This is a genomic window from Bacteroides sp. AM37-9 (assembly GCF_003603455.1).
Lineage (GTDB): Bacteria > Bacteroidota > Bacteroidia > Bacteroidales > Bacteroidaceae > Bacteroides > Bacteroides xylanisolvens.
On sequence record NZ_QTNF01000001.1, the window covers coordinates 3,925 to 28,963 of the forward strand.

Genomic DNA, 25,039 nt, shown 5'->3' on the forward strand with positions numbered 1-25,039 from the left:
ATAAACAAGTACCAGTAGTACAAAAAACAGAACCTTTAAAGTCATTATTTTTAACGATGGCCGTTTTACATTATTCATGTAGAATTGCATCGTCTTACGACATCGCTCCAGAAAGGAGGTGTTCCAGCCGCACCTTCCGGTACGGCTACCTTGTTACGACTTAGCCCCAATTACCAGTTTTACCCTAGGACGCTCCTTGCGGTTACGTACTTCAGGTACCCCCGGCTTTCATGGCTTGACGGGCGGTGTGTACAAGGCCCGGGAACGTATTCACCGCGCCATGGCTGATGCGCGATTACTAGCGAATCCAGCTTCACGAAGTCGGGTTGCAGACTTCGATCCGAACTGAGAGAGGTTTTTGGGATTAGCATCCTGTCGCCAGGTAGCTGCCTTCTGTACCCCCCATTGTAACACGTGTGTAGCCCCGGACGTAAGGGCCGTGCTGATTTGACGTCATCCCCACCTTCCTCACATCTTACGACGGCAGTCTCTCTAGAGTCCTCAGCATCACCTGTTAGTAACTAAAGATAAGGGTTGCGCTCGTTATGGCACTTAAGCCGACACCTCACGGCACGAGCTGACGACAACCATGCAGCACCTTCACATTTGCCTTGCGGCTAACCTGTTTCCAGATTATTCAAATGCAATTTAAGCCCGGGTAAGGTTCCTCGCGTATCATCGAATTAAACCACATGTTCCTCCGCTTGTGCGGGCCCCCGTCAATTCCTTTGAGTTTCACCGTTGCCGGCGTACTCCCCAGGTGGAATACTTAATGCTTTCGCTTGGCCGCTTACTGTATATCGCAAACAGCGAGTATTCATCGTTTACTGTGTGGACTACCAGGGTATCTAATCCTGTTTGATACCCACACTTTCGAGCATCAGTGTCAGTTGCAGTCTAGTGAGCTGCCTTCGCAATCGGAGTTCTTCGTGATATCTAAGCATTTCACCGCTACACCACGAATTCCGCCCACCTCTACTGTACTCAAGACTGCCAGTTTCAACTGCAATTTTACGGTTGAGCCGCAAACTTTCACAACTGACTTAACAATCCACCTACGCTCCCTTTAAACCCAATAAATCCGGATAACGCTCGGATCCTCCGTATTACCGCGGCTGCTGGCACGGAGTTAGCCGATCCTTATTCATATGGTACATACAAAATTCCACACGTGGAATACTTTATTCCCATATAAAAGAAGTTTACAACCCATAGGGCAGTCATCCTTCACGCTACTTGGCTGGTTCAGACTCTCGTCCATTGACCAATATTCCTCACTGCTGCCTCCCGTAGGAGTTTGGACCGTGTCTCAGTTCCAATGTGGGGGACCTTCCTCTCAGAACCCCTATCCATCGTAGTCTTGGTGGGCCGTTACCCCGCCAACAAACTAATGGAACGCATCCCCATCGATAACCGAAATTCTTTAATAGTAAAACCATGCGGTTTTAATATACTATCGGATATTAATCTTTCTTTCGAAAGGCTATCCCCGAGTTATCGGCAGGTTGGATACGTGTTACTCACCCGTGCGCCGGTCGCCATCTTTAGTTTGCAAGCAAACTAAAATGCTGCCCCTCGACTTGCATGTGTTAAGCCTGTAGCTAGCGTTCATCCTGAGCCAGGATCAAACTCTTCATTGTAAAAGTATCTTTTTCATCTGTTAAGATGATTTTTTTGCTCTGTTCAGGATGCCGTAAATTTATTGACCTTATTCAAATACCTATCGTTTCTTCGAACATTGCTGCTCTAAAAAACAAGTATTGACGGTTCTATTTTTTTACTTGTACTACTTGTATTGTTTATCAATATTTCAAAGAACTAACGTGGCTTCCGCCGCGCCTGCTTTCTTTGCGAAAGCGGATGCAAAGATAAGGACTTTTTCAGATAACTTCCAAACTTTTTCGAGGTTTTTTTGTTTTTATTTTCTGATGCCTTAATCTTGTAGCAGAATGTCAACCATTAGGCTCTGTCTCTCTAGCAAAGCGGGTGCAAAAGTAGACAACTTATCAATAACATCCAAATATATCTGACTATTTTTCGGCTCTTTCTTGAAACTTTTTTGTAACTCATTGATTGATAACGATGTCATAGAGTATGTTTTTTCAGATAGACACATCCTTATATGGAACACCTATACATTATTATATAGCGTACCCAAATGTAAGTTCTATTTTCCTATACCTAACAGAAATTCTATATACATTTAAGATTCCACGATCCACTTTTCGATATTACGAGTTTCTGCGCTGAAATTTACTCCTATTTTAAAAAGTTTTCGCCCATCCGTCTCGAAAGGTAAAGCATAATGCTTATCGTTAATCTGTTGCAAAGCCTCTTCTGCCGTGCCATTCAGTTTAAATTCCATTATATAAATAAATTTATCAGTCTGCAAGACAAGATCAATGCGCCCTTCACTCGTATGATACTCTACCTTGGTGTAGAAACCTAGCAGTTTAAAAACGATAAAAAGAACATTTTCGTAATGTAGTTCCTGTTCCCGAATCACTTCGTAAGTAGTGTCTGCAAAGAAACTTTGCAGGCGGTGGAAGAAAGAGTTATAATCACCCGCCTCCACTTCACGGACAAACTTCTGAATTTCAAACGGGGACTCGACCTTATTTACATTTGCATAATAGGGAAGCAAAAAACGGACAAACCCTTCTTCTACTTCACGGTTGGGAAAGCCTAAGCGATACATGCCAAAACGTTCATCATATCCCTTAATGGTTAGGTATCCACTCTGATAAATTACCGGGATGGGATTGGTGGATTCAGAATCTATACTGTTCAACACTTGGACATCGGTCTCTTCATGTGCCATCCGCTCCAGGTCATAATGATGTTTTTTTAGCAATTTCACCAAATAGGTAGGCGTGCCCGTTTCAAACCAATAACTACCAAACTCTTTACGCTTGAAAGCGTTCAGCAGACTGAACGGGTTGTACATGCCGATTGAATTGTGCGTAAAATGATAGCCGTCATAACACTCTCTCAAATCTTCACAGAGTTTGTCATACGTTATTCCACGTGCTGCAGCAAACTCATGTAGTTCTGTTTCCAGATTTTCATGGATTTCACGCTCGCTGACACCACAAATTTCGACGTACTCATTCCACATTGAAATATCATCCAAATTGTTCAAGTCACTGAATACACTGACTTTGCCAAACTTTGTCACGCCAGTGAGCAGAGCGAACTTTATATACCCGTCCTTCGTTTTCAAAGCGCCATAAAATGGCTTTAGGGTATTTCGGAATTGCTTTTGAAGTTCTTCATTGCCGATGGCTTGCAGCATAGGTTTGTCATACTCATCTACCAGAATAACTACACGTTGCCCCGTCTTTTCGCAAGCACGCTGAATGATACCGGCAAAGCGCAGGGAAAAGGATGTTTCAGACGGACGGGTGCCGTATTGACTTTCCCAATATTCAAGATTATCATTCAATATTTTATCCAGACTTTCCGGCGTGTCATACTTCTCGATATTCAGGTCGAGATGCAATATAGGATGCTTTATCCAATCCTTTTCCAACTTTTCCACAGCCAATCCTTCAAACAGTTCCTTTTTCCCTTGGAAATAAGCCTCCAAGGTAGAAATAAGCAGACTCTTTCCAAAACGGCGCGGACGACTCAAGAAGTAATAACTTCCGGTCTTGACCATTTGATACATCAATGCCGTCTTATCAATATAGAAATAACCGTCATTACGAATCTTTTCGAAATTCTGAATGCCGATAGGATAAATTTTATTGCTCATAATCTCTGCTTTTATAAATTAACGCCAGTCACCTGTCTTGCAAAGATATATATTTTTAATAGAACTCCTTCTCACGCAAGGTTAAAAGATTCTTTTCCTCAAGCCACTATTACCTCTAATTTTCCCTACAATAAAGTTTGAAAAATAAAAAAACATCTGCCACCTGCAACAAAATCGAAATAACAAACTGACTGATAAACAATTATAGCGTTGCAGATACCGTTGCAGATACGTTGCAGATAAAAACATCTGCAACACAGCGGTAAGAAGAAATGTTGCACACCAAGCATCAAAGTTTATTTTCCTATCATTGAAGCGCTCGTTTCCTGCGTCAGAACTCCGGTTCCCAGGCGGGAAACTACAGTTTCCGCGCATGGAAACGAGAGTTTCCAGCCAGAGATACTAGCGTTTCCCGCTAGAGACACTGGAGTTTCCATATAGAGAAACGACAGCGAAACCGTAGCTAAAGATTTTCAGAGAAGGAGATATACAAGACTAACCCCAGTTATAATCCTCCACGTAACCGTCGAAATACTCATCCAGACTAACGCCAAGCTCCTTGGCTACGGCAATAATCCGCCGTTGTTCGACCGGACTAAGGTTCATGTCTCCCCTACGTTTCAAATAATAGTTCTTTCTACCCATATATTCAATCATACGATAGCGAAAGGTATCTGCCACACGAACCGTAAGAGCACTAATCGTACGCATAAAGCCGCGTGCATAACGCACTTTCTCATTGGAACGGTAATAATCACAAGCACTTTTCATCGCTTTCAGCCGGTTGGGATTCATTATTGACAGGAAAACCCGCTCCGCCGGAGCATACTCTAAGGCGATATGCCGCAGACAAGTCGTGGCACGCGGACATTCTTCGGCTGCACACAAGCCGAAAGTATAAGGAACGATGGAATAATCGAATGGTTCTTTCATTGCTGTTTATCGGTTTTATTGTTATTAAATTCTACAAATGTACGGATAAAAAGGATAAACAGATAAAATATCCATGTTTATTTGCAAGAACGGGCAAATATGACTAACTTAGCAGAATATTATTAACAAAACAAAAGATGAAAATCACTCAATTAAGAGACAAGGACAAAACTACTGCGCTGACTACAATGGATATGGAAACGTGGATAGGAAAAACACGGACAGAAACAAAGACACAGCCTGTGTCCGCCTTCAGAGAAGTGTTGCGATATTCCCTGCCCGACTCACGCTGCTACGAAGCAGACAAGCTGCCGAAGATTCTTCCGGCTGCGGAATTCCGCAGGACGGAAGGTGGAAAACAAATGAAAAGTTATAACGGAATAGTTGAACTGACCGTCGGACCGTTGTCAGGCGGCCCGGAGATTACATTGGTAAAACAATTGGCATGGGAACAGCCGCAGACTCACTGCGTCTTTACCGGTTCGAGCGGACGGACAGTGAAAATATGGGCGAAATTTACACGCCCTGACAATTCGCTTCCACAGAAAAGAGAAGAAGCGGAGATATTTCATGCGCATGCCTATCGTTTGGCCGTGAAATGCTATCAGCCGCAAATTCCGTTCAGCATTTTACCCAAAGAGCCTAGTCTGGAACAGTACTCACGGCTATCACACGACCCGGAACTTATGTACAGACCGGATTCCGTTCCGTTTTATCTGTCGCAACCGTCAGGGATGCCCGAAGAACTGACTTATCGGGAAGCGGTACGCTCGGAAAAGTCACCGTTGACACGGGCCGTACCGGGATATGACACGGAGCGCGCTGTATTCATGCTTTTCGAAGCGGCTTTGAGAAAGACCCATGAAGAAATCTACGAAGCGGAAGATGAAGGTGCCCCCGAAAGAGGGGAAGACTTTCAGGCTATGGTGACACAACTGGCTGTCAACTGCTTCCATTCGGGCATTCCCGAAGAGGAAACGGTGAAACGTACTATTTTCCACTATTACCTGCGCCGTCAAGAGGTGCTCATCCGCCAGTTGGTTAAGAATGTATATGAAGAACAAAAAGGGTTCGGAAAGAAGAGTAGCTTAGGGAAAGAACAGTACCTGTCACTCCAGACAGAGGAGTTTATGAACAGGCGCTACGAATTCCGTTACAACACCCAAGTGGGAGAAGTGGAATACCGCGAGCGGAACTCATTCCATTTTTACTTCAATCCTATCAACAAACGGGTGCTGAACAGTATCGCACTAGATGCGCAAGCAGAGGGTATTCCACTATGGGACAGGGACATAAGCCGGTATATCTACTCCAACCGCATCCCCGTATTCAATCCGTTGGAAGATTTCCTCTACCATCTCCCCGTCTGGGACGGCAAAGACCGTATCCGCGGACTGGCGCAAACCGTTCCCTGCGAAAACAAGCATTGGGTCGACTTGTTTCACCGCTGGTTTCTCAACATGGTCATGCATTGGCGTGGGACGGATAAGAAATATGCGAATAATGTTTCGCCCCTGCTGGTAGGCCCGCAAGGTTGCCGTAAATCGACATTCTGCCGCAGCCTCATCCCGCCCGCCATGCGTGCATACTATACGGACAGCATCGATTTCTCACGAAAGACGGATGCCGAATTGTATCTCAATCGTTTTGCGCTCATCAACATTGACGAGTTCGACCAGATCAGCGCCACCCAACAAGGATACCTGAAACATATCCTGCAAAAACCGATTGTAAATATGCGCAAACCTTATGGAAACGCCGTACTTGAAATGCGCCGTTATGCTTCATTCATCGCAACGAGCAACCAAAAGGATTTGCTGACCGACCCTACGGGCAGCCGTCGCTTTATCTGTATCGAAGTAATCGGAACGATAGATACAAACAAGGCGATAGATTATGAACAGCTTTACGCGCAGGCCATGTATGAGCTCGACCACGGCGAACGTTACTGGTTCGACCAGTCCGAAGAACAGATTATGACCAAAAGCAACCGTGAATTTGAACAAGTTTCACTCGAAGAACAGTTGTTTTACCGTTATTTCCGTCCGGCCAAAGAGAAAGAGGACGGTGAATGGCTCTCACCGGCGGAGATTTTGGAAGATATAAAGAAAAACAGTGCCATACCGTTGTCAAACAAGCGGGTAAGTGTGTTCGGGCGAGTTCTCCGTAAACATGAAATCCCGTCGAAACGTGTACACAGAGGTACTGTCTACCATGTTGTACGAGTTTTATAAGACCAACAGATGCGTTGCAGATACTACATCTGCAACGTATCTGCAGCAGGTATCTGCAACGATGTAATACGTTTATTTTCAATAAGATAATTCAATTTCGTTGCAGGTGGCAGATAAAACAGCACTTTACAAACTTATGTGTAGGTAAAGCTATCTTTCTGTTAAATTCTCAATGAGCCATAAACAAAAATCTCCCCTGCCTGTTACATAGGCAACTTAAACATAGTAACCTAAACATAAAAATTATGGCTAGAGAAAGTGTAAAAATTCTACAAGGGAAACTAGATGTAGAAAGTTTGATCGCACAGTTGAACGCAGCATTAGCTGAAGAATGGTTGGCATACTATCAATATTGGGTAGGTGCATTAGTAGTGGAAGGTGCCATGCGCGCCGATGTACAGGGTGAATTTGAGGAACATGCCGAAGAAGAGCGCAGACATGCGCAACTGCTCGCTGACCGTATCATCGAGTTGGAAGGAGTTCCGGTGCTTGACCCTAAGCAATGGTTTGAGTTGGCAAGATGCAAATATGATGCTCCGCAGGGGTTCGACTCTGTCAGTTTGCTGAAAGACAATGTAGCTTCCGAACGCTGCGCAATCCTTCGTTATCAGGAAATTGCAGATTTTACCAATGGGAAAGATTTCACTACCTGCGACATCGCCAAACATATTCTTGCCGAAGAGGAAGAACATGAACAGGATTTACAAGATTATCTGACGGACATCGCCAGAATGAAGAAATCATTCCTCGACAAGTAAATTCTAATATAATAATTAGGCAAAAGAGGGTGTATCCTGCAGGGGATATTCCCTCTTTTATCTATTATAGTACGATAAAAACAAAACTATTTTAGAGTAAATCAAGAAGAAATCTTTCTTTTTTCGTATTTTTGTCCCAATATGCACGTTTAATCCAAGTAGATAACGAACATTAGCAAAAAAAGAATGAAAGTAATTGATTTAATACATAGCAACAAGAAAACTGCTTTTTCTTTCGAGATACTTCCACCGCTGAAAGGAACGGGAATAGAAAAGTTATATCAAACAATCGATACGCTTCGGGAATTTGACCCGAAATATATCAATATCACTACTCACCGCAGCGAATATGTGTATAAAGACCTCGGTAACGGATTGTTTCAGAGAAACCGCTTGAGAAGGCGTCCAGGAACGGTTGCCGTGGCTGCCGCCATCCAGAACAAATACAATATTACGGTAGTCCCGCATATTTTGTGCAGCGGATTCACACGTGAAGAAACCGAGTATGTGTTGCTCGACCTGCAATTTCTGAATATCACGGAATTACTGGTATTGCGTGGTGACAAAGCGAAACATGAGTCGGTATTTACACCGGAAGGTGACGGTTATCATCATGCTATCGAGTTGCAGGAACAAATCAATAATTTCAATAAAGGTATTTTTGTGGATGGTTCGGAGATGAAAGTCAGCAGTACGCCATTTTCTTACGGGGTGGCTTGTTATCCGGAGAAGCACGAAGAAGCGCCTAATATCGAGACTGACCTTTACTGGCTGAAGAAAAAAGTGGAGAACGGGGCGGAATATGCCGTGACACAGTTGTTCTACGATAACAGGAAATATTTTGAATTTGTGGAGCAGGCGAAGGCGGCAGGTATCAATATACCTATAATTCCGGGAATCAAACCGTTCAAGAAGCTGTCTCAATTGAGCATGATTCCAAAGACTTTCAAAGTGGACTTGCCGGAAGACTTGGTGAAAGAGGCTTTGAAATGCAAGAATGACGCGGAAGCCGAGCAGGTAGGTATCGAATGGTGTGTAGCCCAGTGCAAGGAGTTGATGGCTCACGGAGTGCCGAGTATTCATTTCTACTCTATCGGAGCAGTAGACAGTATCAAAGAAGTAGCCAAAATCATTTATTGATATGTTTTTCAGAGACGTAATCGGACAGGAAGAAATCAAGCAACGGCTCATTCAGGAAGTGAATGAGGGGCGTATTCCACATGCCCAGCTTATTTGCGGCCCGGAAGGGGTCGGGAAAATGCCGTTGGCTATTGCATACGCACGTTACATCAGTTGCACTAATCGGGGGGAGACTGATGCCTGCGGAACGTGTCCGTCCTGCGTGAAATTCAATAAACTGGTGCATCCCGACGTACATTTCGTATTCCCTATCGTGAAAAGCGCAAAGGGGAAAAAGGAAGTATGCGATGATTATATAGCCGACTGGCGACCGTTTGTTATCAATCATCCTTACTTTAATCTCAATCACTGGTTGGGAGAGATGGATGCGGAGAACTCACAAGCATTGATCTATGCCAAAGAGAGTGACGAGATTCTGAAAAAACTTAGTTTGAAATCCAGTGAAGGGGGATTTAAGATTACGATTGTATGGCTGCCGGAAAAAATGCATCCGGTGTGTGCCAACAAACTGCTGAAGTTGCTTGAGGAACCGCCCGAAAAAACGGTTTTCTTATTGGTATCGGAAGCGCCGGACATGATTCTGCCCACTATCCTAAGCCGTACCCAGCGCATGAATGTACGGAAGATTGATGAAGCCAGCATCGACCGGGTATTACAGACGAAATATAACATTTTGCCTGCCGACAGTATTTCCATTGCCCATCTGGCAAACGGGAATTTTATCAAGGCACTCGAAACAATTCATTTGAATGAAGAGAACCAGTTGTTTTTTGACTTGTTTGTCAGCCTGATGCGGTTGTCTTACCAACGGAAAATCAAGGAAATGAAAATGTGGAGCGAGCAAGTGGCGGGCATGGGACGTGAACGTCAGAAGAACTTCCTGGAATATTGCCAGCGCATGATTCGGGAGAATTTTATCTTCAACCTGCACCAGCGCAATTTGACGTATATGACGATTAATGAACAGAATTTTGCAACCCGCTTTGCGCCTTTTGTCAACGAACGGAATGTGATGGGTATCATGGACGAATTAAGCGAAGCGCAACTACATATAGAACAGAATGTAAATGCTAAAATGGTATTCTTCGACTTCTCGCTGAAGATGATTGTACTGTTGAAGCAATAATAAATATATAAACTTATGGAATATAAACTTCATAATGGAAGCGGTGGCCTTTGCTGCAAAGGATGCTCCCGACAAGATAAAAAGCTGAACACCTACGATTGGCTGGCGGACATTCCGGGCAATGCGGAAGAGAGTGACATGGTGGAAGTGCAATTCAAAAATACCCGGAAGGGATATTTTCGAAACAGCAACAAGATTAAACTGGAAAAAGGAGATGTAGTTGCCGTTGAAGCGGCTCCCGGCCATGACATCGGCGTGGTTACATTGACCGGCCGGCTCGTTCCCCTGCAAATGAAGAAAGCAAACTTCAAAGCAGATACGGAAATCAAACGTGTCTATCGGAAAGCTAAGCCGGTAGATATGGAAAAATTCAACGAAGCCAAAGCCAAAGAACATGCAACGATGATTCGTGCGCGTCAGATTGCGTTGAATCTCAATCTGGATATGAAAATCGGTGATGTGGAGTATCAGGGAGATGGCAACAAAGCTATTTTCTACTATATCGCCGATGAGCGGGTAGACTTCCGGCAACTGATTAAAGTATTGGCCGAAGCATTCCGCGTACGTATCGAAATGAAACAAATCGGTGCCCGTCAGGAAGCAGGACGTATCGGCGGGATCGGCCCTTGCGGACGCGAACTTTGCTGCGCTACATGGATGACGAGCTTCGTCTCTGTTTCTACCAGTGCAGCCCGTTTTCAGGACATCTCATTGAATCCGCAGAAACTTGCCGGACAGTGCGCTAAGCTGAAATGCTGTCTGAACTACGAAGTGGACTGTTATGTGGAAGCTCAAAAACGTCTCCCATCGAGAGAGATAGAGTTGGAAACGAAAGATGGTACTTTCTATTTCTTCAAAGCGGATATTCTAAGCAATCAAGTTTCTTATTCTACGGATAAAAACTTCCCAGCCAACCTGGTCACCATCAGCGGAAAACGTGCGTTTGAAGTAATCTCCATGAATAAGAAAGGGATGAAACCGGACAGCTTGCTCGAAGAAGAAAAGAAACCGGAACCGAGAAAACCAGTTGACTTGCTGGAACAGGAAAGTGTTACCCGTTTCGACCGCAGCCGGAATAATAAAGAGGGCGGCAATAACGCTAACCGGAATAATAAAAAGAAGAAAAAAGGAAACAATAATAACGGAAACCGCCCGCAACAGCAAGCAGAAGGCGGCAATCGTCCGCAACAACCTCAACGGGAAAATGAAAACCGCCCGCAACAGTCAGAAAACGGCAACAGAGGGGAAAGAGACAACCGCCCGAGAAATAACAATAACAACAACCGGAACAGAGGACAGAACCAGGGACGGAACAACGAAAACAGACGTCCGGAAAGAGGATCAAATCAGGAACGTCCGCAAGGTCAGGAACGTCCGCAACAGCAAGACCGTCAACGCGAACAGCAAGGACAGGAACGTCAAGAACGTCGTCCCAACCACGAGCGTCCTTCCAGACCGGAAAGAAATCAGAATCAGGAGAAACAGTCAACTAATGAAAAGCCTACTCAAGAATAGTATATTGAGTCTATTCAGCGCTTGCTTACTGACAGCCTGCAATGAACATACAGTGTATCACTCTTATCAATCCCTTCCCAACAAGGGATGGGGAAAGAGTGATACACTCTCTTTTCATATTCCCATAACTGACAGCGTTCCCACTACTCTCCGGCTTTTTGCGGAAGTCCGCAACAGTATCGAATATCCTTATCATGACCTCCATTTATTTATCAGTCAGAATCTACAGGATTCTACGGTATGGCGCACTGATACTATTGCTTTCTGCCTGGCTGACTCTACCGGAAGATGGACGGGACACGGATGGGGAAGCATTTACCAATCGGAAACTTTTATTACATCTGTCCGCCCTTTACATCCTGCAAATTATACTATTAAAATTATGAGCGGAATGAAAGATGAAAAGTTACAAGGATTGAGCGATGTAGGTATCCGTATTGAGAAGCAGTAAGATTAAAGTCTTCTGCCACGTCCTGCATCAATGCGCAGGAAGATAAACAGCAATATCGTAAATCCCCATAAAGAAGAACCTCCATAGCTGAAGAAAGGCAATGGAATACCGATAACCGGGGTTAACCCCAGCACCATACCGATATTAATAAATAAGTGGAAAAGGAAAATACTGACGACCGAATATCCATAAACCCGCCCAAAGTTGGAAGTCTGCCGTTCGGACAGGAAGATTAATCGTAAGATCAAAATCAGGAAAGCCAACAGGACAGCAGCCGAACCGACAAATCCTTGCTCCTCACCCACTGTACAGAATATAAAGTCGGTATCCTGTTCGGGCACGTACTTTAATTTTGTTTGCGTACCATTCAGGAACCCTTTTCCTGTCAACCCACCGGAACCGATGGCAATCTTGGACTGATTCACGTTGTATCCGGCACCGGTCAAATCTTCTTCCAAACCGAGCACTACTTTGATACGGACTTGCTGGTGAGGTTCGAGCACATTATCAAATACATAGTTACTGGAATACAGGAAGCCGACAGAACCGATTGTAAACAGGGCAATCAGGAAATAAGTACGCTGCCGCTCACTTAATGCCAAATAAATCAGATAGCCTATCACCACAATACAAAGCGTCCATTGCACCCAAACGAGGCTAAAATGCACCCAATATTCGGATATTAAATAAGCAATCAGTAATATAGCCAAACTTCCACCAATGATATTGCGGGTAGCAGACCATTTCTTACGATATACCCACACCATACCACCGGCAAATAATAAGATCAATAGTAATACGATAAATTCTCCCAGTGGTGTAGGAGTATCGGCGATAAAGACTTCATCAAAACGAATGCCGACCACAAAGTAGATTACCGCACATACGCCCGCAAAAAGCACTACTCCCGGCATTCCTTCACGATAAAGCACCAGAAAAAAAGCAAGATAAACCAATGCAGACCCTGTCTCCCGCTGCCCGATAATCAATAACATCGGGAGAAGAATGATGAATCCCAGGATAAAGGCACACTTTTCTTTCTTGATACTGAATGAATAAGAATTCATGTATTTGGCCAACGCCAAAGCCGTAGCGAACTTGGCAAACTCGGCGGGTTGCAGGCTCACAGGCCCCATGACAAGCCAGGAGCGTGATCCTTTGGTGTCCGGCGCTATGAAGATGGTAACAATGAGCAAGAGAATCATCCCCACATATATAATGTACGCGAACATATCATACATACGGTCTTCCAGCATCAACAGCACGAATCCGAGTCCGAAGGAACAGATAATCCATACAAACTGCTTGCCGGCACGGGTCGAGAAGTCGAGGAAGTCGCGTTCGCCATAGTCATAGCTGGCTCCGCAGACGCTAAACCATCCGCCAACAATCAGGAGCAGGTAAATAAAAATCGTTACCCAGTCCAGCGTTTTCCACAAACTATCGTTCCTCGTTACCATATAATATCACTCTGTTACTAAATTCTTCCGCCCTCAACTCGTTCTCCGGCGAGAGCTTGCCTTTCAAATACTGTTCCATCATCAGTGCGCCGAAAGGAACTCCGTAAGTAGCCCCCCATCCGCCGTTCTCTACATAGACGGCAATAGCTATCTTCGGTTTGTTCATCGGAGCAAAGCCCATAAATACCGAGTGGTCGTGTCCGCGGTTCTGCGCAGTACCCGTTTTTCCACAGGCTTCCAAATCCGGAACCATCACTGACAGCATACGACAAGTTCCTCCGGTGGCTGCGCCACGCATCCCTTCTACGACTGATTCATAATGTCTTTTCTCAATAGTGGTATAACGTGGTACGCGATAGATGCTGTCCAACTGATTATCTTGGATTTCCTTTACAATATGCGGTGTCACAAAGTATCCTCTGTTAGCAATCGTTGCTCCCAGGTTAGCAATCTGAAGGGGAGTGGATAGAATTTCCCCCTGTCCGATAGAGATACTGATTACTGTCAGTCCGTTCCAATGTCCGCGATAGGCTTTATCGTAGAACTGCGCATTCGGAATCAAGCCCCGTTTCTCTCCCGGCAAATCAACTCCCAGTTTGTAGCCAAATCCTTGCGAAACCATGTGGTCTTTCCAGACCGTAATGGCGTTTTGTGGCGAACCGTATTTACGATCGCCAAACATACGGAACAATCCCCAACAGAAATAGGAGTTGCACGATGTAGCAATAGCCGGAATCAATGGCAAGGGAGATCCGTGAGCATGACAGCCTACTGTCAATCTTCCGTAATGGAATCCATGTGAGCAAGGGAATGCCGGACTTTGTTCGGTGATAATTCCTTCTTGCAGAAACGTCAGTCCTTGCGCTGTTTTGAACGTAGATCCCGGAGGATACACTCCCATCAGGGCACGATTCAAAAGCGGTTTGGTCATATCACGTTGCAAGGCCAGATGGTTCTTGCCACGCTGGCGCCCAATCATCAAATGCGGGTCATAATTGGGAGAGGATACCAGACAAAGGATTTCTCCGGTCTCCGGTTCAATAGCCACAATGCTTCCAATCTTATTCTTTAATAAACGTTCGCCCAGCATCTGTAAGTCAATATCCAAACTCAATGTCAGGTTCTTGCCGGGAACGGAAGGACGGTCATATTCACCATCCATATAATGTCCCTGGATACGACCGTGCGCATCGCGAAGCAGAATCTCAATTCCTTTCTCGCCACGCAGATACTTTTCATACGATTTCTCGACTCCTAACTTGCCGACATAATCCCCACGGATGTAATATCCTTCTTCATCCGCTTCCATTTCTTTTGCGGAGACTTCTCCGATATCTCCCAAAGCATGGGCGGCAGCATTGTACGAATATTGGCGGATGGTACGCCGTTGGATATAAAAACCACGAAACTTAAACAGCTTTTCTTGAAAGACACCACATTCTTCCGCCGAAAGTTGCGACATAAACAACTGGTTGGTATAGCGGGAATAGCCCGGATTGCGACGACGGTCTTTCATGTCGCTCATTATTTTGAGAAACTGCGCACGGGTGATATTCAACGATTGGCATAAATCGAGTGTGTCCAGATTCTCTATTTCCTTTGGCACGATCGTTATGTCGTATGCCGGCTGGTTGAATACCAGCAATTTACCGGTCCGGTCATAAATAGCACCACGCGAGGGGTATTGGATCTTATTCAAAAAAGCGTTACTGTCAGCATTCTTCTTGTAGTCATCGGTCGTGATCTGCAATACAAAAAGACGTATCAGATAAATCAAAACAATGGAGATAGCAATGCCTCCGATTACAAATTTGCGCTTCTCTAAGATATAATCTTTTGCCATCGTTACTTCTTAATCCCTTCTATAGCTATGATACAGGTTACAGTCAGAATAGTGCAAAGAAGCACTCGCAACAGTAACAGCCAAATGCTGGTAAATGAGAAGAACTCAATGGAGAGTAATGCCAGACTGTGCACAAAAACACTTGCAGTGGTATATTTTAAGAAAGGACTGATTCCCATCGTCTTAAAAGAGGGAATAAAGCTATCCGGATTATCACGGGGCGTGAACAGACGAAGTAAAGAGGGACGAAGAAAGGCAAGCAATACGGTAGCTGCCGCATTCATTCCCGGAGTATCGGAGAATATATCAATGGTCAGCCCGAAGAAAAAAGCCCACAACATCAGTTCATTCCGGGAAGTGCCGGAGCTGAATTTCAGAATAAAATAGATATAGAGAAAAGGAGTAGCATAGCCGGCAATATGTACACTATTAAGGATTAGCACCTGAAGAAGTACCAAGCCGATAAACCATCCGATTCTATGTATATAAGTAATAATCATTCTTTCATCACCTTGTTTTCAAGTTTCTTCTGTTCTTCCTGACCTGTCCGGGCTACCACCCGAACGTCACTCAACTTACCGAAATCAGTAGCCAGCTTGATTTTCAACAGATAGGAAAGTCCGTCATTAGAGTCGGACATATCATCTACCGTTCCCACCATTATACCTTCGGGAAAGACGGTGGAGAAACCACTGGTAACGACTGTATCTCCCAAATTAAACTCTGCATGACGAGGCAAGTCTTTCAGATAAGCATAGCGCGAATCTCCATGTTCCCATTTCAGGTAGCCGAAATAATCACTGCCGATAATCTTGCAACTGATATTCGACTTGCTGTTCAGTACCGAAATCACCACCGAGTAGGAAGGAGAGGTTTCATAAACAATCCCTACAATCCCATTACCATCCACCACTCCCATTTCGGAGCGAATACCGGAAGAGGAACCTTTATCGAGCGTGATATAATTATCAACCAGATTCAAACTGTTCTTTATCACATGCGCTTTAAACAACTGATAATCCGCTTGCGGCACCTGCCGGATGCTGTTGATGGCCATAGAATCGAGCTGCTGCTCTCTCAATGCTTTTTCCAGATTAGTGATCTGTTGTTCGAGCACCATGTTGCGATCCAACAGATCTTCATTGACCGATTTCAGATGAAAATAAGAGGAAATCCCTCCCGAAACTTCATAAACCGCCCCCACAACCGTATTGGCAGAAGTGAAGAATGCACTCTGCTGATAACGGTTGAACCGAAATAACAAAACAAAACTGGCTACCTCCAATAAGATGAAGAGGAACCAGTAATTGTATTTCAGAAGGAAGTTTAATAAATTCCTCATCCCCGGTTTATCTCATTAAGAAAGAGAAACGGTCTACGTTCTTCAATGCCACTCCTGTACCTTTGGCAACTGCATGCAAAGGATCTTCCGCAATATGGAAAGGAATATTGATCTTATCGGTCAATCTCTTATCCAGTCCACGAAGCAATGCACCACCTCCGGAGAGATAGATACCATTGTGCACAATATCAGCATACAGTTCAGGAGGTGTATTTTCCAATGCACTCAAGATAGCAGTTTCGATCTTTGAAATTGATTTCTCCAGACAGTGAGCTACTTCCTGGTAACATACAGGCACTTCCATCGGAAGAGCTGTGATACGGTTCGGACCATGAACGATATAATCTTCCGGAGCATCATCACCCAGTTCGGTTAAAGCAGCACCTACATTGATTTTGATACGTTCTGCCATACGCTCGCTGACTTTCACATTGTGCTGACGGCTCATATATTCGCGAATATCCTCTGTCAGGTCATCACCGGCTGTGCGGATGGAGTTGTTGGAAACGATACCTCCCAAAGAGATAACGGCAATTTCCGTAGATCCACCACCTATATCGACAATCATGTTTCCTTCCGGAGCTTCTACGTCGATGCCGATACCGATTGCCGCAGCCATCGGCTCGAAAATCAAATAAACATCACGACCGCCGGCATGTTCCGCAGAGTCACGGACAGCACGGAGTTCAACTTCCGTACTTCCCGAAGGAACGCCAATCACCATGCGAAGAGAAGGTGAAAACAAATGGTTGCGAGTATTCACCTGCTTTATCAAACCGCGCATCATCTGCTCGCAAGCATAGAAGTCGGCAATCACTCCGTCTCTCAACGGACGGATGGTACGTATGTTTTCGTGGGTTTTTTCATGCATCAACTTCGCCTTTTCCCCCACGGCAATCATCTTTTCTGTACGGCGATCCAGAGCTACAACCGAAGGCTCATCCACCACGATTTTTCCGTTCGTGATGATGATAGTATTGGCTGTGCCCAAGTCCATTGCTATCTCTTGTGTAAAAGAAAATAATCCCATTCTTAATTCTTGTTTTTAGTGTTTAAAATGACGGATACCGGTAGTCACCATCGCCATACCGTGCTCATTGCAATAAGCAAATGATAAATCGTCTTTTACCGAACCTCCCGGTTGGATAACAGCCGTAATACCTTCTTTATCTGCAATTTCCACACAGTCGGGGAACGGGAAGAAGGCATCGGAAGCCATGACTGCACCATTCAGGTCGAAACCGAATGATTTGGCTTTTTCAATTGCTTGTTTCAATGCGTCTACACGTGAAGTCTGTCCTACACCGCTTGCAAGAAGTTGTTTATCCTTTGCCAATACGATGGCGTTGGATTTGCTGTTCTTTACAATTTTGTTGGCAAACAACATATCTTCCACTTCTTCCGGAGTAGGAGCTTTGTCTGTCACGGTTTTCAGGTCGGCTACCGTTTCAATATTAGTATCTTTATCCTGCACCAATACGCCATTCAGCAAAGCACGGAATTGTTTCTTAGGCAATTTAGCTTCCTTACGAACGAGGATGATGCGGTTCTTTTTCTGTCCCAGGATTTCGAGTGCATCCACATCATAATCCGGCGCGATAACCACTTCGAAGAAAATCTTGTTGATTTCTTCCGCAGCTTCTTTGTCGATGACACCATTCGTAATCAATACACCTCCGAAAGCAGAAACCGGATCACCGGCCAATGCGTCTTTCCAAGCTTCCAAAACTGTAGCACGGGAAGCTAATCCGCAAGCGTTGTTGTGTTTCAGGATAGCGAAAGTGAGGTCATCGAATTCGTCGATCAAGTCAACGGCTGCATTGATGTCGAGAAGATTGTTATAAGAGATTTCTTTTCCGTGAATCTGGTCGAACATTGCTTCCAGATTTCCGTAGAAATAACCTTTCTGATGTGGGTTCTCACCGTAACGAAGTTGCTTCTGGCTATTAACAGAGCAACGGAAAGCAGAACCTTCGCCGGCATCGAAATAGTTGAAAATAGCCGAATCGTAGTGAGAAGAAACGGCAAATGCTTCTTTAGCCATCCAGCGACGTTCTTCGAGTGAAGAAGTAGCGCCGTGCTCCATCAACATATCCAATAATGGTTTGTATTGAGCTTGAGAAGCTACGATGATTACATCGTTGTAGTTCTTGGCTGCGGCACGAATCAGTGAGATTCCGCCTATATCGATTTTTTCAATAATGTCTGCTTCAGATGCACCGGAAGCTACGGTAGCTTCGAACGGATACAAATCAACAATAACCAGATCTATCTCGGGAATTTCATATTTCTCAATCTGTTGCATATCCTGTTCCAGACCACGACGACAAAGAATACCTCCGAAAATTTTCGGATGTAATGTCTTTACTCTACCACCGAGAATAGAAGGATAAGTGGTCAAATCTTCCACTGCCTTGCAAGGATATCCCAATGATTCAATAAACTGACGAGTTCCGCCTGTCGACAAAAACTCTACTCCCTCTTCATAAAGTTTGGTAATAATTTCATCCAAACCTTCTTTATGGTATACAGATACCAATGCAGTTTTTATTCTTTTAGACTCTGACATTGAATTGCTTATTAAGTATTTGGTGTGCAAAGTTACGAAATATTGTTTATCGTACGTAATAAATAAGGTGTGAATTAATAAAAAAAAGCGTTGACTCTCCTCAACGGAAAATCAACGCCTCTTCGCATATATGTTCTCTATTCAAAAACTATTACCAGATAGATACTCGTTTTTCTTTAGGTACGAACATCGAATCCTGTTCGGTGATTTTGAATGCTTCATACCAATTCTGGATATGAGGAAGAGCACCGTCCACACGCCATTTGCCTAATGAGTGAGGATCAAGTTTGGTTAATCGGAGAATTTCTTCCGGACGGATATTTCCTGCCCACACATTAGCGTAAGCCAGGAAGAAACGTTGTTCCGGAGTAAATCCGTCAACAATTTCCAGTGGTGCGGCTTCTGTTGCATTCTTGAATGCCTGGAAAGAAACTTGCAAACCTCCGTGGTCGGCAATGTTCTCTCCAAGTGTCAGGCTACCGTTTGCGTGTACGCCCGGAGCTACTTCAATGCTGTCAAAGAAGTTAACCATCACCTGTGCCCGTTCTTCGAACTTTTTAGCATCTTCTTCTGTCCACCAGTCTTTCAGGTTTCCGTCTTTGTCATATTGACGTCCCTGATCGTCAAATCCATGAGTCATCTCATGGCCGATTACCACGCCGATTGCACCGTAGTTCATAGCATCGTCCGCATTCATATCGAAGAACGGAGGTTGCAGGATAGCTGCCGGGAAACAGATTTCATTAGTAGTCGGGTTATAATAAGCGTTCACAGTTTGAGGAGTCATCAACCATTCATCCTTGTCTACCGGTTTGCCGGCTTTGGCAATCATTTCGTTATAATCCCATTCGTTGGCACGCTCGATATTTGCCCAGTAAGAATCATCTTTGATCTCCAGTGCGGAGTAATCTTTCCATTTATCAGGATAACCTATTTTTACATGGAAGGTTGCCAGTTTCTCCAACGCTTTTTCCTTGGTCGGTTCACTCATCCATTCCAAACCTTTGATACGTTCTCCCAAAGAAGTTTGCAGGTTCTTCACCAGTGTAACCATACGTTCTTTGGCAGCAGCCGGGAAGTACTTCTCTACATACATCTGTCCTACCACTTCGCCAAGTACACCATCTACGGTGCTCACGGAACGTTTCCAGCGAGGTTGCATTTCTTTCTTACCAGACATTGTCCTACTGTAGAAGTCGAAGTTTTGTGCTTCAAAATCATCGCTTAGATAAGAAGCGGCAGCATCTATCAATCCCCATTGGAGGTACAGTTTCTGATCGTCCAGTGATACGGTGTTTATCACATCGGCTACTTCCTTCATGGCAGCAGGCTGACCTACGTTCACTTCTTCCAAATCTTTCAAACCGGAAACGGTGAAATAAGTATCCCAGTCAAAAGTCGGGAAGTTCTTTTTCAGCGTCGCCCTATCCATCTTGTTATAATTAGCATGAGGATCACGCAATTCCACTTGTGAACGAGCCGCTTTCGCCAGGCGAGTTTCGATGTTCATCACTGCTTTCACAGCTTTCTGTGCAGTAGCCTCATCATAACCTGCCAACTGGAACATTTTGGCGATATGTTCCTGATATTTATTACGGATATTTTTAGTCTGCTCGTCATTCTCCAGATAATAGTCACGCTGTCCCATTCCGATACCACCTTGATAGGTCTGTACGATATTCATGGAACTGTTCATATCATCTGCACTTACGAACATGGTGAAGTAAGGACGGATGCCTTTCTTCTGGCTCTCGGCGATATATGCATAGATTTCTCCTTTATCCTTGAGAGCGTCAATGGCTGCCAGTTCTGCTTTGATCGGAGCTACACCTTCCTGGTTCAGCTTCACGCTATCCATTGCGATATTATAAAGATCGCCTACTTTCTGCGCAGCACTGCCCGGTGCGTTATCTTTCTTCGCTGCCAATTCGGCAATCAATGCTTTCAGTTGTTCACGACTGTTTTCGCGCAACATGTCGAATGTACCGAAACGTGAATACTCGTCTGTCAGCGGATGATCTTTCACCCAACCTCCACAGGCATATTGATAAAAACTTGTACCCGGCATAGCCGTGGTATCCAGATTAGCAAGGTCGATACCGGACGTCAGCACGGCCTCTTTCTTACTGTTACATCCTGTTGTCATAAGGCATACGGCAAGAATTGGTAAATACTTGGTTACTTTCATATTGTATAAATAATTAAATAGTCTCTCTAATCAACAATCATCCTACCCGCAGTCCGGCACCGAGGAAGAAGGTGACCGACACCGAGGAACGCCTCGTTCCTCAACGAGAAACACCTGTTTCGACACCGAGAAACAGATACCCGCCAGGAATACCTTCTACCGAGGTATAACGTTTCTCTCACATAGTGCCCGGAAATATGCATTTTGTTCTAATTTTTCGTTTCTTCCAGTTCCATCGAAACCCGTTCCCACTCTTCAACAATGCCATCCAACTGTTGCTTCAGTTTTTGATGCCGTTCATAGAGCTGCATATCCGAAGCTCCTTCGGGAGTTGCCATCTTCGCTTCTACGATAGCAATCGCGGATTCGGTTTCCTCTATTGAGGCTTCGCAGTCCGCCACCTGGCGTTCGAGTTTCTTAATCTTCTTATTAAGTTCTTTCTGGGCTTCGTAAGAGAGCTTATTCTCCGAAGGCTGACCGGTTTCAGGTTCATTACCTTTAGCTGAAGCCGTAGGAGAAGCCGACAGTCCCGCTCCTTTCTGAAGCTCGTTCAAGCTATCTATCTTTTTCTTTTGCAAGAATTCATAGATACCTCCAAGGTGTTCTTTTACAAGTCCACCACCAAACTCATATACTTTAGTCGCAAGTCCATCCAGAAAATCACGGTCGTGGCTGACAAGAATCACTGTTCCGTCAAATTCGCGGATAGCTTCCTTCAAAACATCTTTCGAACGCATATCCAAATGATTGGTCGGTTCGTCCAGAATCAGTAGATTTACGGGTTCCAGCAGAAGTTTAATCATCGCCAATCGCGTACGTTCTCCTCCGGAAAGGACTTTCACCTTTTTATCCGAAGCTTCGCCTCCAAACATGAAAGCTCCCAGTATATCACGTATCTTCAGACGGATATCTCCTGTCGCTACCCGGTCAATCGTATCGAATACAGTCAGGTTCTCATCCAACATTTGTGCCTGATTCTGCGCAAAATAACCGATTTGTACATTATGTCCGATCGTTAGTTTGCCTTCGAAATCAATTTCGTCCATGATACATTTCACCAAGGTAGACTTACCCTCTCCGTTCTTTCCGACGAAAGCCACTTTCTCTCCCCTGTTGATAGTCAGGTTGACATCATGGAAAACGACATGGGTGCCATACGCTTTGCGCACATCCTCGCAAATCACGGGATAGTTTCCGCTACGACTGGCTGGAGGGAATTTTAAACGCAAGGCGGAATTATCTTCCTCGTCCACTTCGATGCGATCTATCTTTTCCAGTTGCTTGATACGGCTTTGCACCTGTACGGCCTTCGTTGCTTTATAACGGAAGCGTTCAATAAAATCTTCCGTATCTTGTATTTGTTTCTGCTGATTTTCGTAAGCACGGAGCTGTTGCTCACGGCGTTCTTTACGCAAGACTACAAATTCATCGTACTTCACTTTGTAGTCGTAAATCTGACCGCAAGTAATTTCGATGGTGCGGGTAGTTACGTTATTCAGGAAAGCACGGTCATGGCTGACTAATACGACTGCATTGGCACGTGTAGACAAAAAGTTTTCCAACCATTGGATACTTTCAATATCAAGGTGATTGGTCGGCTCATCGAGCAAAAGCACGTCCGGGCGTCGTAAAAGCAGTTTTGCCAATTCGATACGCATACGCCATCCACCGGAAAACTCCGAAGTAGGGCGCTCAAAATCTTCCCGGCTGAATCCCAATCCAAGAAGTGTCCGTTCGATTTCCGCCTGAAAGTTCGTACCGCCCATCATCAGGAAGCGGTCGTTTTCATGCGTGAAACGGTCTATCAACTGATGATATTCTTCCGAATCATAGTCTGTCCGTTCCGCCAGTTCCTGATTCATCCGTTCCAACTTCGCCTGAAGCTCAAATATATGTTCGAATGCCAGTTCTGCCTCTCCCATCACCGTCCGGTTGTCGGAGAGAATCATGACCTGTGGCAAATATCCGATGGTTACATCTTTCGGAGTGGCTACAATGCCATGTGTCGGCGACTGCAAGCCGGCTAATATTTTCAGCATGGTCGATTTGCCGGCACCGTTCTTGCCAACCAACGCAATGCGGTCTTTCTTATTAATTACATAGCTGACGTCCTCAAAAAGCGGCGTCGCATTAAATTCTACTGATAATCCTTCTACTGAAATCACTTCTGCTTCTGATTTATAACATTTTGGACTGCAAAGATACTGAATATTTATTAGATACTACTTAGTATGATACGTTATGAAAAACAAAAAAAGCAGTCATTCTTATGAATGACTGCTCTCTATCTTAATCAATGGCTCTTCTTTAGAACAACTTAGCAGGATATTCACCGGCATCTACCAATGCCTGAATCTTGTCTACTACGCTCTGACGGTCTTCCGGATAAGTGACGCCAAACCATTTGCTGGTAGTATCCAGTACTTCAACAGTAGCAGTTCCGTCATTAATTAATTTATCTACCATCAATGGGATGAAGAACTCGCTCTTCAGATTTTCCATATTCTTCGGATCGCTTAGGAAAGTCTTGAAGAATTCCTGGCTGTAAGCGAAGTAATCAGGAGTGAATCCCCAGAAGTTCATACTTACCGGAGTCGTGTCGGGAGTAGCCGTCCATTCACCATTATCATCAATATATTTCACTTCACCGTCCAGACGCTGAATCTTCGTACGTTCTACTACAGATGTCAACAATCCTTTAGCATCTGTACTACAGATACCACGAGATACCGTACCGCTTTCGCTCAATGTATTTCCTACACGGAAACCTACCATCGAATAAACGTTCTTTGAATTTTCAGGAAGAGCAGAAAGGAATTTTCCCATTACCTGGAAAGAATCGCGACCATAGAAGTCATCACAGTTTATCACTGCAAACGGTTCTTTAATCACATCAGCACCCATCATTACTGCATGGTTAGTACCCCAAGGTTTGGTACGGTCTGCCGGGCAAGTAAAGCCTTCCGGAAGATCGTCGATTGATTGAAATACCAGTTCGCAAGGAATGTGACCTTCGTATTTGGAAATAATTTTATCACGGAAATCTTGTTCAAAATCTTTGCGGATTACAAATACAAGTTTGCCAAATCCGGCATTGATAGCATCATAGATTGAGTAATCCATAATAGTTTCGCCATTAGGACCCAGTCCGTCTAATTGCTTCAAGCCTCCATAACGGCTACCCATACCGGCCGCCAATAAGAATAAAGTTGGTTTCATAAATTGTGTAATATTAAAAGGTTAGTGATGTCAACGGCATCAGATTTCGTTGCAAATTTACAAAAACTTTCTTTCTTTTGTCTTGAAACAAAAGAAAGAAACAAAGAAAAATTCAAGACTGACTTTTTTCTCCTACTCACACCCTTCACTACGCTAAAGGGCAGAAACTCGCTTCGCTCAAACAATCTGCCCTTTTAACACTTCGTTACGGGTGTTCGCTTAACGGAGAAAAAAGTAGGTCGGAAAACCTTTCGGCATGTAAACCTATGCAGAATCAAAAGTACATCAATGACAAATCTAGAAATCCGGTAATTCATTAACCTATGCAGCAAACACGCCGAAAGGGGATCGGCCTCGTTTTTCCGGCGTTAAGCGCAGGCGTTTTCTCCAGCGTTAAAAAGGGCAGACTGTTTGAGCGAAGCGAGTTTCTGCCCTTTAGCCGGAGAGAACACCGGAGTAGCCGGAAAAACGCAGCCTTGAATTTTCTTTGGTTCTTTCTTTGTT

17 protein-coding genes and 1 rRNA gene are annotated in these 25,039 nt (G+C 44.5%); 6 read left to right on the forward strand and 12 right to left on the reverse strand.

All coding sequences use genetic code 11. The features are described 5' to 3' along the window. Positions 1 to 111: 111 nt before the first annotated feature. From DW862_RS00020 to DW862_RS00035, 3 genes are all read right to left on the reverse strand, one after another. Positions 112 to 1,640 (reverse strand): 16S ribosomal RNA (locus DW862_RS00020). 563 nt (positions 1,641 to 2,203) lie between these two features. Beyond that, entirely contained in the window at positions 2,204 to 3,757 is a 1,554-nt protein-coding gene (locus DW862_RS00025) for an ATP-binding protein (RefSeq protein ID WP_120067059.1), read from the reverse strand. A gap of 495 nt (positions 3,758 to 4,252) precedes the next feature. After that, the gene (locus tag DW862_RS00035) at positions 4,253 to 4,690 is read right to left on the reverse strand and encodes a DUF6078 family protein (protein ID WP_004304904.1); all 438 of its coding nucleotides are present in this window, start codon (positions 4,688 to 4,690) and stop codon (positions 4,253 to 4,255) included. 137 nt (positions 4,691 to 4,827) lie between these two features. Between DW862_RS00035 and DW862_RS00040 the strand changes: the two genes are divergently transcribed. From DW862_RS00040 to gldH, 6 genes are all read left to right on the forward strand, one after another. Further along, positions 4,828 to 6,924, forward strand: a complete 2,097-nt coding sequence (locus tag DW862_RS00040; RefSeq protein ID WP_120067060.1) for a BT4734/BF3469 family protein — start codon at positions 4,828 to 4,830, stop codon at positions 6,922 to 6,924. Between the two features lie 245 nt (positions 6,925 to 7,169). Further along, positions 7,170 to 7,682, forward strand: a complete 513-nt coding sequence (locus DW862_RS00045; protein ID WP_004304906.1) for a ferritin-like domain-containing protein — start codon at positions 7,170 to 7,172, stop codon at positions 7,680 to 7,682. A gap of 186 nt (positions 7,683 to 7,868) precedes the next feature. Beyond that, positions 7,869 to 8,822 carry a methylenetetrahydrofolate reductase [NAD(P)H] gene (gene metF / locus DW862_RS00050; protein WP_004304907.1) on the forward strand — a complete coding sequence of 318 codons (954 nt, stop codon included), beginning with the start codon at positions 7,869 to 7,871 and terminating at the stop codon, positions 8,820 to 8,822. 1 nt (position 8,823) lies between these two features. After that, entirely contained in the window at positions 8,824 to 9,948 is a 1,125-nt protein-coding gene (locus DW862_RS00055) for a DNA polymerase III subunit (RefSeq protein ID WP_008024625.1), read from the forward strand. Positions 9,949 to 9,963: 15 nt separating this feature from the next. Then, complete coding sequence (locus tag DW862_RS00060) at positions 9,964 to 11,463, forward strand: regulatory iron-sulfur-containing complex subunit RicT (RefSeq protein WP_004314398.1); 1,500 nt, start codon at positions 9,964 to 9,966, stop codon at positions 11,461 to 11,463. Further along, positions 11,441 to 11,914, forward strand: a complete 474-nt coding sequence (gldH, locus tag DW862_RS00065; RefSeq protein ID WP_008024623.1) for a gliding motility lipoprotein GldH — start codon at positions 11,441 to 11,443, stop codon at positions 11,912 to 11,914. The genes DW862_RS00060 and gldH overlap by 23 nt, the downstream gene beginning before the upstream one ends. A gap of 2 nt (positions 11,915 to 11,916) precedes the next feature. Here the strand turns inward: gldH and rodA are convergent, their stop codons facing one another. The 9 genes from rodA to DW862_RS00110 all read right to left on the reverse strand — a co-directional run bounded on the left by rodA (position 11,917) and on the right by DW862_RS00110 (position 24,535). Further along, complete coding sequence (rodA, locus tag DW862_RS00070) at positions 11,917 to 13,374, reverse strand: rod shape-determining protein RodA (RefSeq protein WP_008024621.1); 1,458 nt, start codon at positions 13,372 to 13,374, stop codon at positions 11,917 to 11,919. Further along, on the reverse strand, positions 13,355 to 15,217 hold the full coding sequence (gene mrdA / locus DW862_RS00075; RefSeq protein WP_004324644.1) for a penicillin-binding protein 2: 1,863 nt from the start codon (positions 15,215 to 15,217) through the stop codon (positions 13,355 to 13,357). Before mrdA ends, rodA begins: the two co-directional genes overlap by 20 nt. A 2-nt stretch (positions 15,218 to 15,219) precedes the next feature. Then, positions 15,220 to 15,717 carry a rod shape-determining protein MreD gene (gene mreD / locus DW862_RS00080; RefSeq protein WP_004314401.1) on the reverse strand — a complete coding sequence of 166 codons (498 nt, stop codon included), beginning with the start codon at positions 15,715 to 15,717 and terminating at the stop codon, positions 15,220 to 15,222. Further along, on the reverse strand, positions 15,714 to 16,559 hold the full coding sequence (gene mreC / locus DW862_RS00085; RefSeq protein WP_004299942.1) for a rod shape-determining protein MreC: 846 nt from the start codon (positions 16,557 to 16,559) through the stop codon (positions 15,714 to 15,716). Before mreC ends, mreD begins: the two co-directional genes overlap by 4 nt. Positions 16,560 to 16,566: 7 nt before the next feature. Continuing rightward, positions 16,567 to 17,589: a rod shape-determining protein gene (locus DW862_RS00090; protein ID WP_004299941.1), complete on the reverse strand. Its 1,023-nt coding sequence runs from the start codon at positions 17,587 to 17,589 to the stop codon at positions 16,567 to 16,569. A gap of 15 nt (positions 17,590 to 17,604) precedes the next feature. Further along, complete coding sequence (gene purH / locus DW862_RS00095; RefSeq protein WP_087318182.1) at positions 17,605 to 19,128, reverse strand: bifunctional phosphoribosylaminoimidazolecarboxamide formyltransferase/IMP cyclohydrolase; 1,524 nt, start codon at positions 19,126 to 19,128, stop codon at positions 17,605 to 17,607. Between the two features lie 151 nt (positions 19,129 to 19,279). Beyond that, positions 19,280 to 21,316, reverse strand: coding sequence for a M13 family metallopeptidase (locus DW862_RS00100; protein WP_004299939.1), 2,037 nt, complete (start codon positions 21,314 to 21,316; stop codon positions 19,280 to 19,282). A gap of 209 nt (positions 21,317 to 21,525) precedes the next feature. Further along, complete coding sequence (gene abc-f / locus DW862_RS00105) at positions 21,526 to 23,481, reverse strand: ribosomal protection-like ABC-F family protein (RefSeq protein ID WP_074910620.1); 1,956 nt, start codon at positions 23,479 to 23,481, stop codon at positions 21,526 to 21,528. A 142-nt stretch (positions 23,482 to 23,623) separates the two neighbouring features. Then, positions 23,624 to 24,535 carry a nucleotidyltransferase gene (locus tag DW862_RS00110; protein ID WP_004304919.1) on the reverse strand — a complete coding sequence of 304 codons (912 nt, stop codon included), beginning with the start codon at positions 24,533 to 24,535 and terminating at the stop codon, positions 23,624 to 23,626. Between the last annotated feature and the right edge of the window lie 504 nt (positions 24,536 to 25,039).

Excerpts from the sequence above, each read along its gene's own strand:
- DW862_RS00025 (WP_120067059.1), bottom strand. The coding sequence starts at position 3,757 with ATGAGCAATAAAATTTATCCTATCGGCATTCAGAATTTCGAAAAGATT.
- DW862_RS00035 (WP_004304904.1), bottom strand. The coding sequence starts at position 4,690 with ATGAAAGAACCATTCGATTATTCCATCGTTCCTTATACTTTCGGCTTG.
- DW862_RS00040 (WP_120067060.1), top strand. The coding sequence starts at position 4,828 with ATGAAAATCACTCAATTAAGAGACAAGGACAAAACTACTGCGCTGACT.
- DW862_RS00045 (WP_004304906.1), top strand. The coding sequence starts at position 7,170 with ATGGCTAGAGAAAGTGTAAAAATTCTACAAGGGAAACTAGATGTAGAA.
- metF (WP_004304907.1), top strand. The coding sequence starts at position 7,869 with ATGAAAGTAATTGATTTAATACATAGCAACAAGAAAACTGCTTTTTCT.
- DW862_RS00055 (WP_008024625.1), top strand. The coding sequence starts at position 8,824 with ATGTTTTTCAGAGACGTAATCGGACAGGAAGAAATCAAGCAACGGCTC.
- DW862_RS00060 (WP_004314398.1), top strand. The coding sequence starts at position 9,964 with ATGGAATATAAACTTCATAATGGAAGCGGTGGCCTTTGCTGCAAAGGA.
- gldH (WP_008024623.1), top strand. The coding sequence starts at position 11,441 with ATGAAAAGCCTACTCAAGAATAGTATATTGAGTCTATTCAGCGCTTGC.
- rodA (WP_008024621.1), bottom strand. The coding sequence starts at position 13,374 with ATGGTAACGAGGAACGATAGTTTGTGGAAAACGCTGGACTGGGTAACG.
- mrdA (WP_004324644.1), bottom strand. The coding sequence starts at position 15,217 with ATGGCAAAAGATTATATCTTAGAGAAGCGCAAATTTGTAATCGGAGGC.
- mreD (WP_004314401.1), bottom strand. The coding sequence starts at position 15,717 with ATGATTATTACTTATATACATAGAATCGGATGGTTTATCGGCTTGGTA.
- mreC (WP_004299942.1), bottom strand. The coding sequence starts at position 16,559 with ATGAGGAATTTATTAAACTTCCTTCTGAAATACAATTACTGGTTCCTC.
- DW862_RS00090 (WP_004299941.1), bottom strand. The coding sequence starts at position 17,589 with ATGGGATTATTTTCTTTTACACAAGAGATAGCAATGGACTTGGGCACA.
- purH (WP_087318182.1), bottom strand. The coding sequence starts at position 19,128 with ATGTCAGAGTCTAAAAGAATAAAAACTGCATTGGTATCTGTATACCAT.
- DW862_RS00100 (WP_004299939.1), bottom strand. The coding sequence starts at position 21,316 with ATGAAAGTAACCAAGTATTTACCAATTCTTGCCGTATGCCTTATGACA.
- DW862_RS00110 (WP_004304919.1), bottom strand. The coding sequence starts at position 24,535 with ATGAAACCAACTTTATTCTTATTGGCGGCCGGTATGGGTAGCCGTTAT.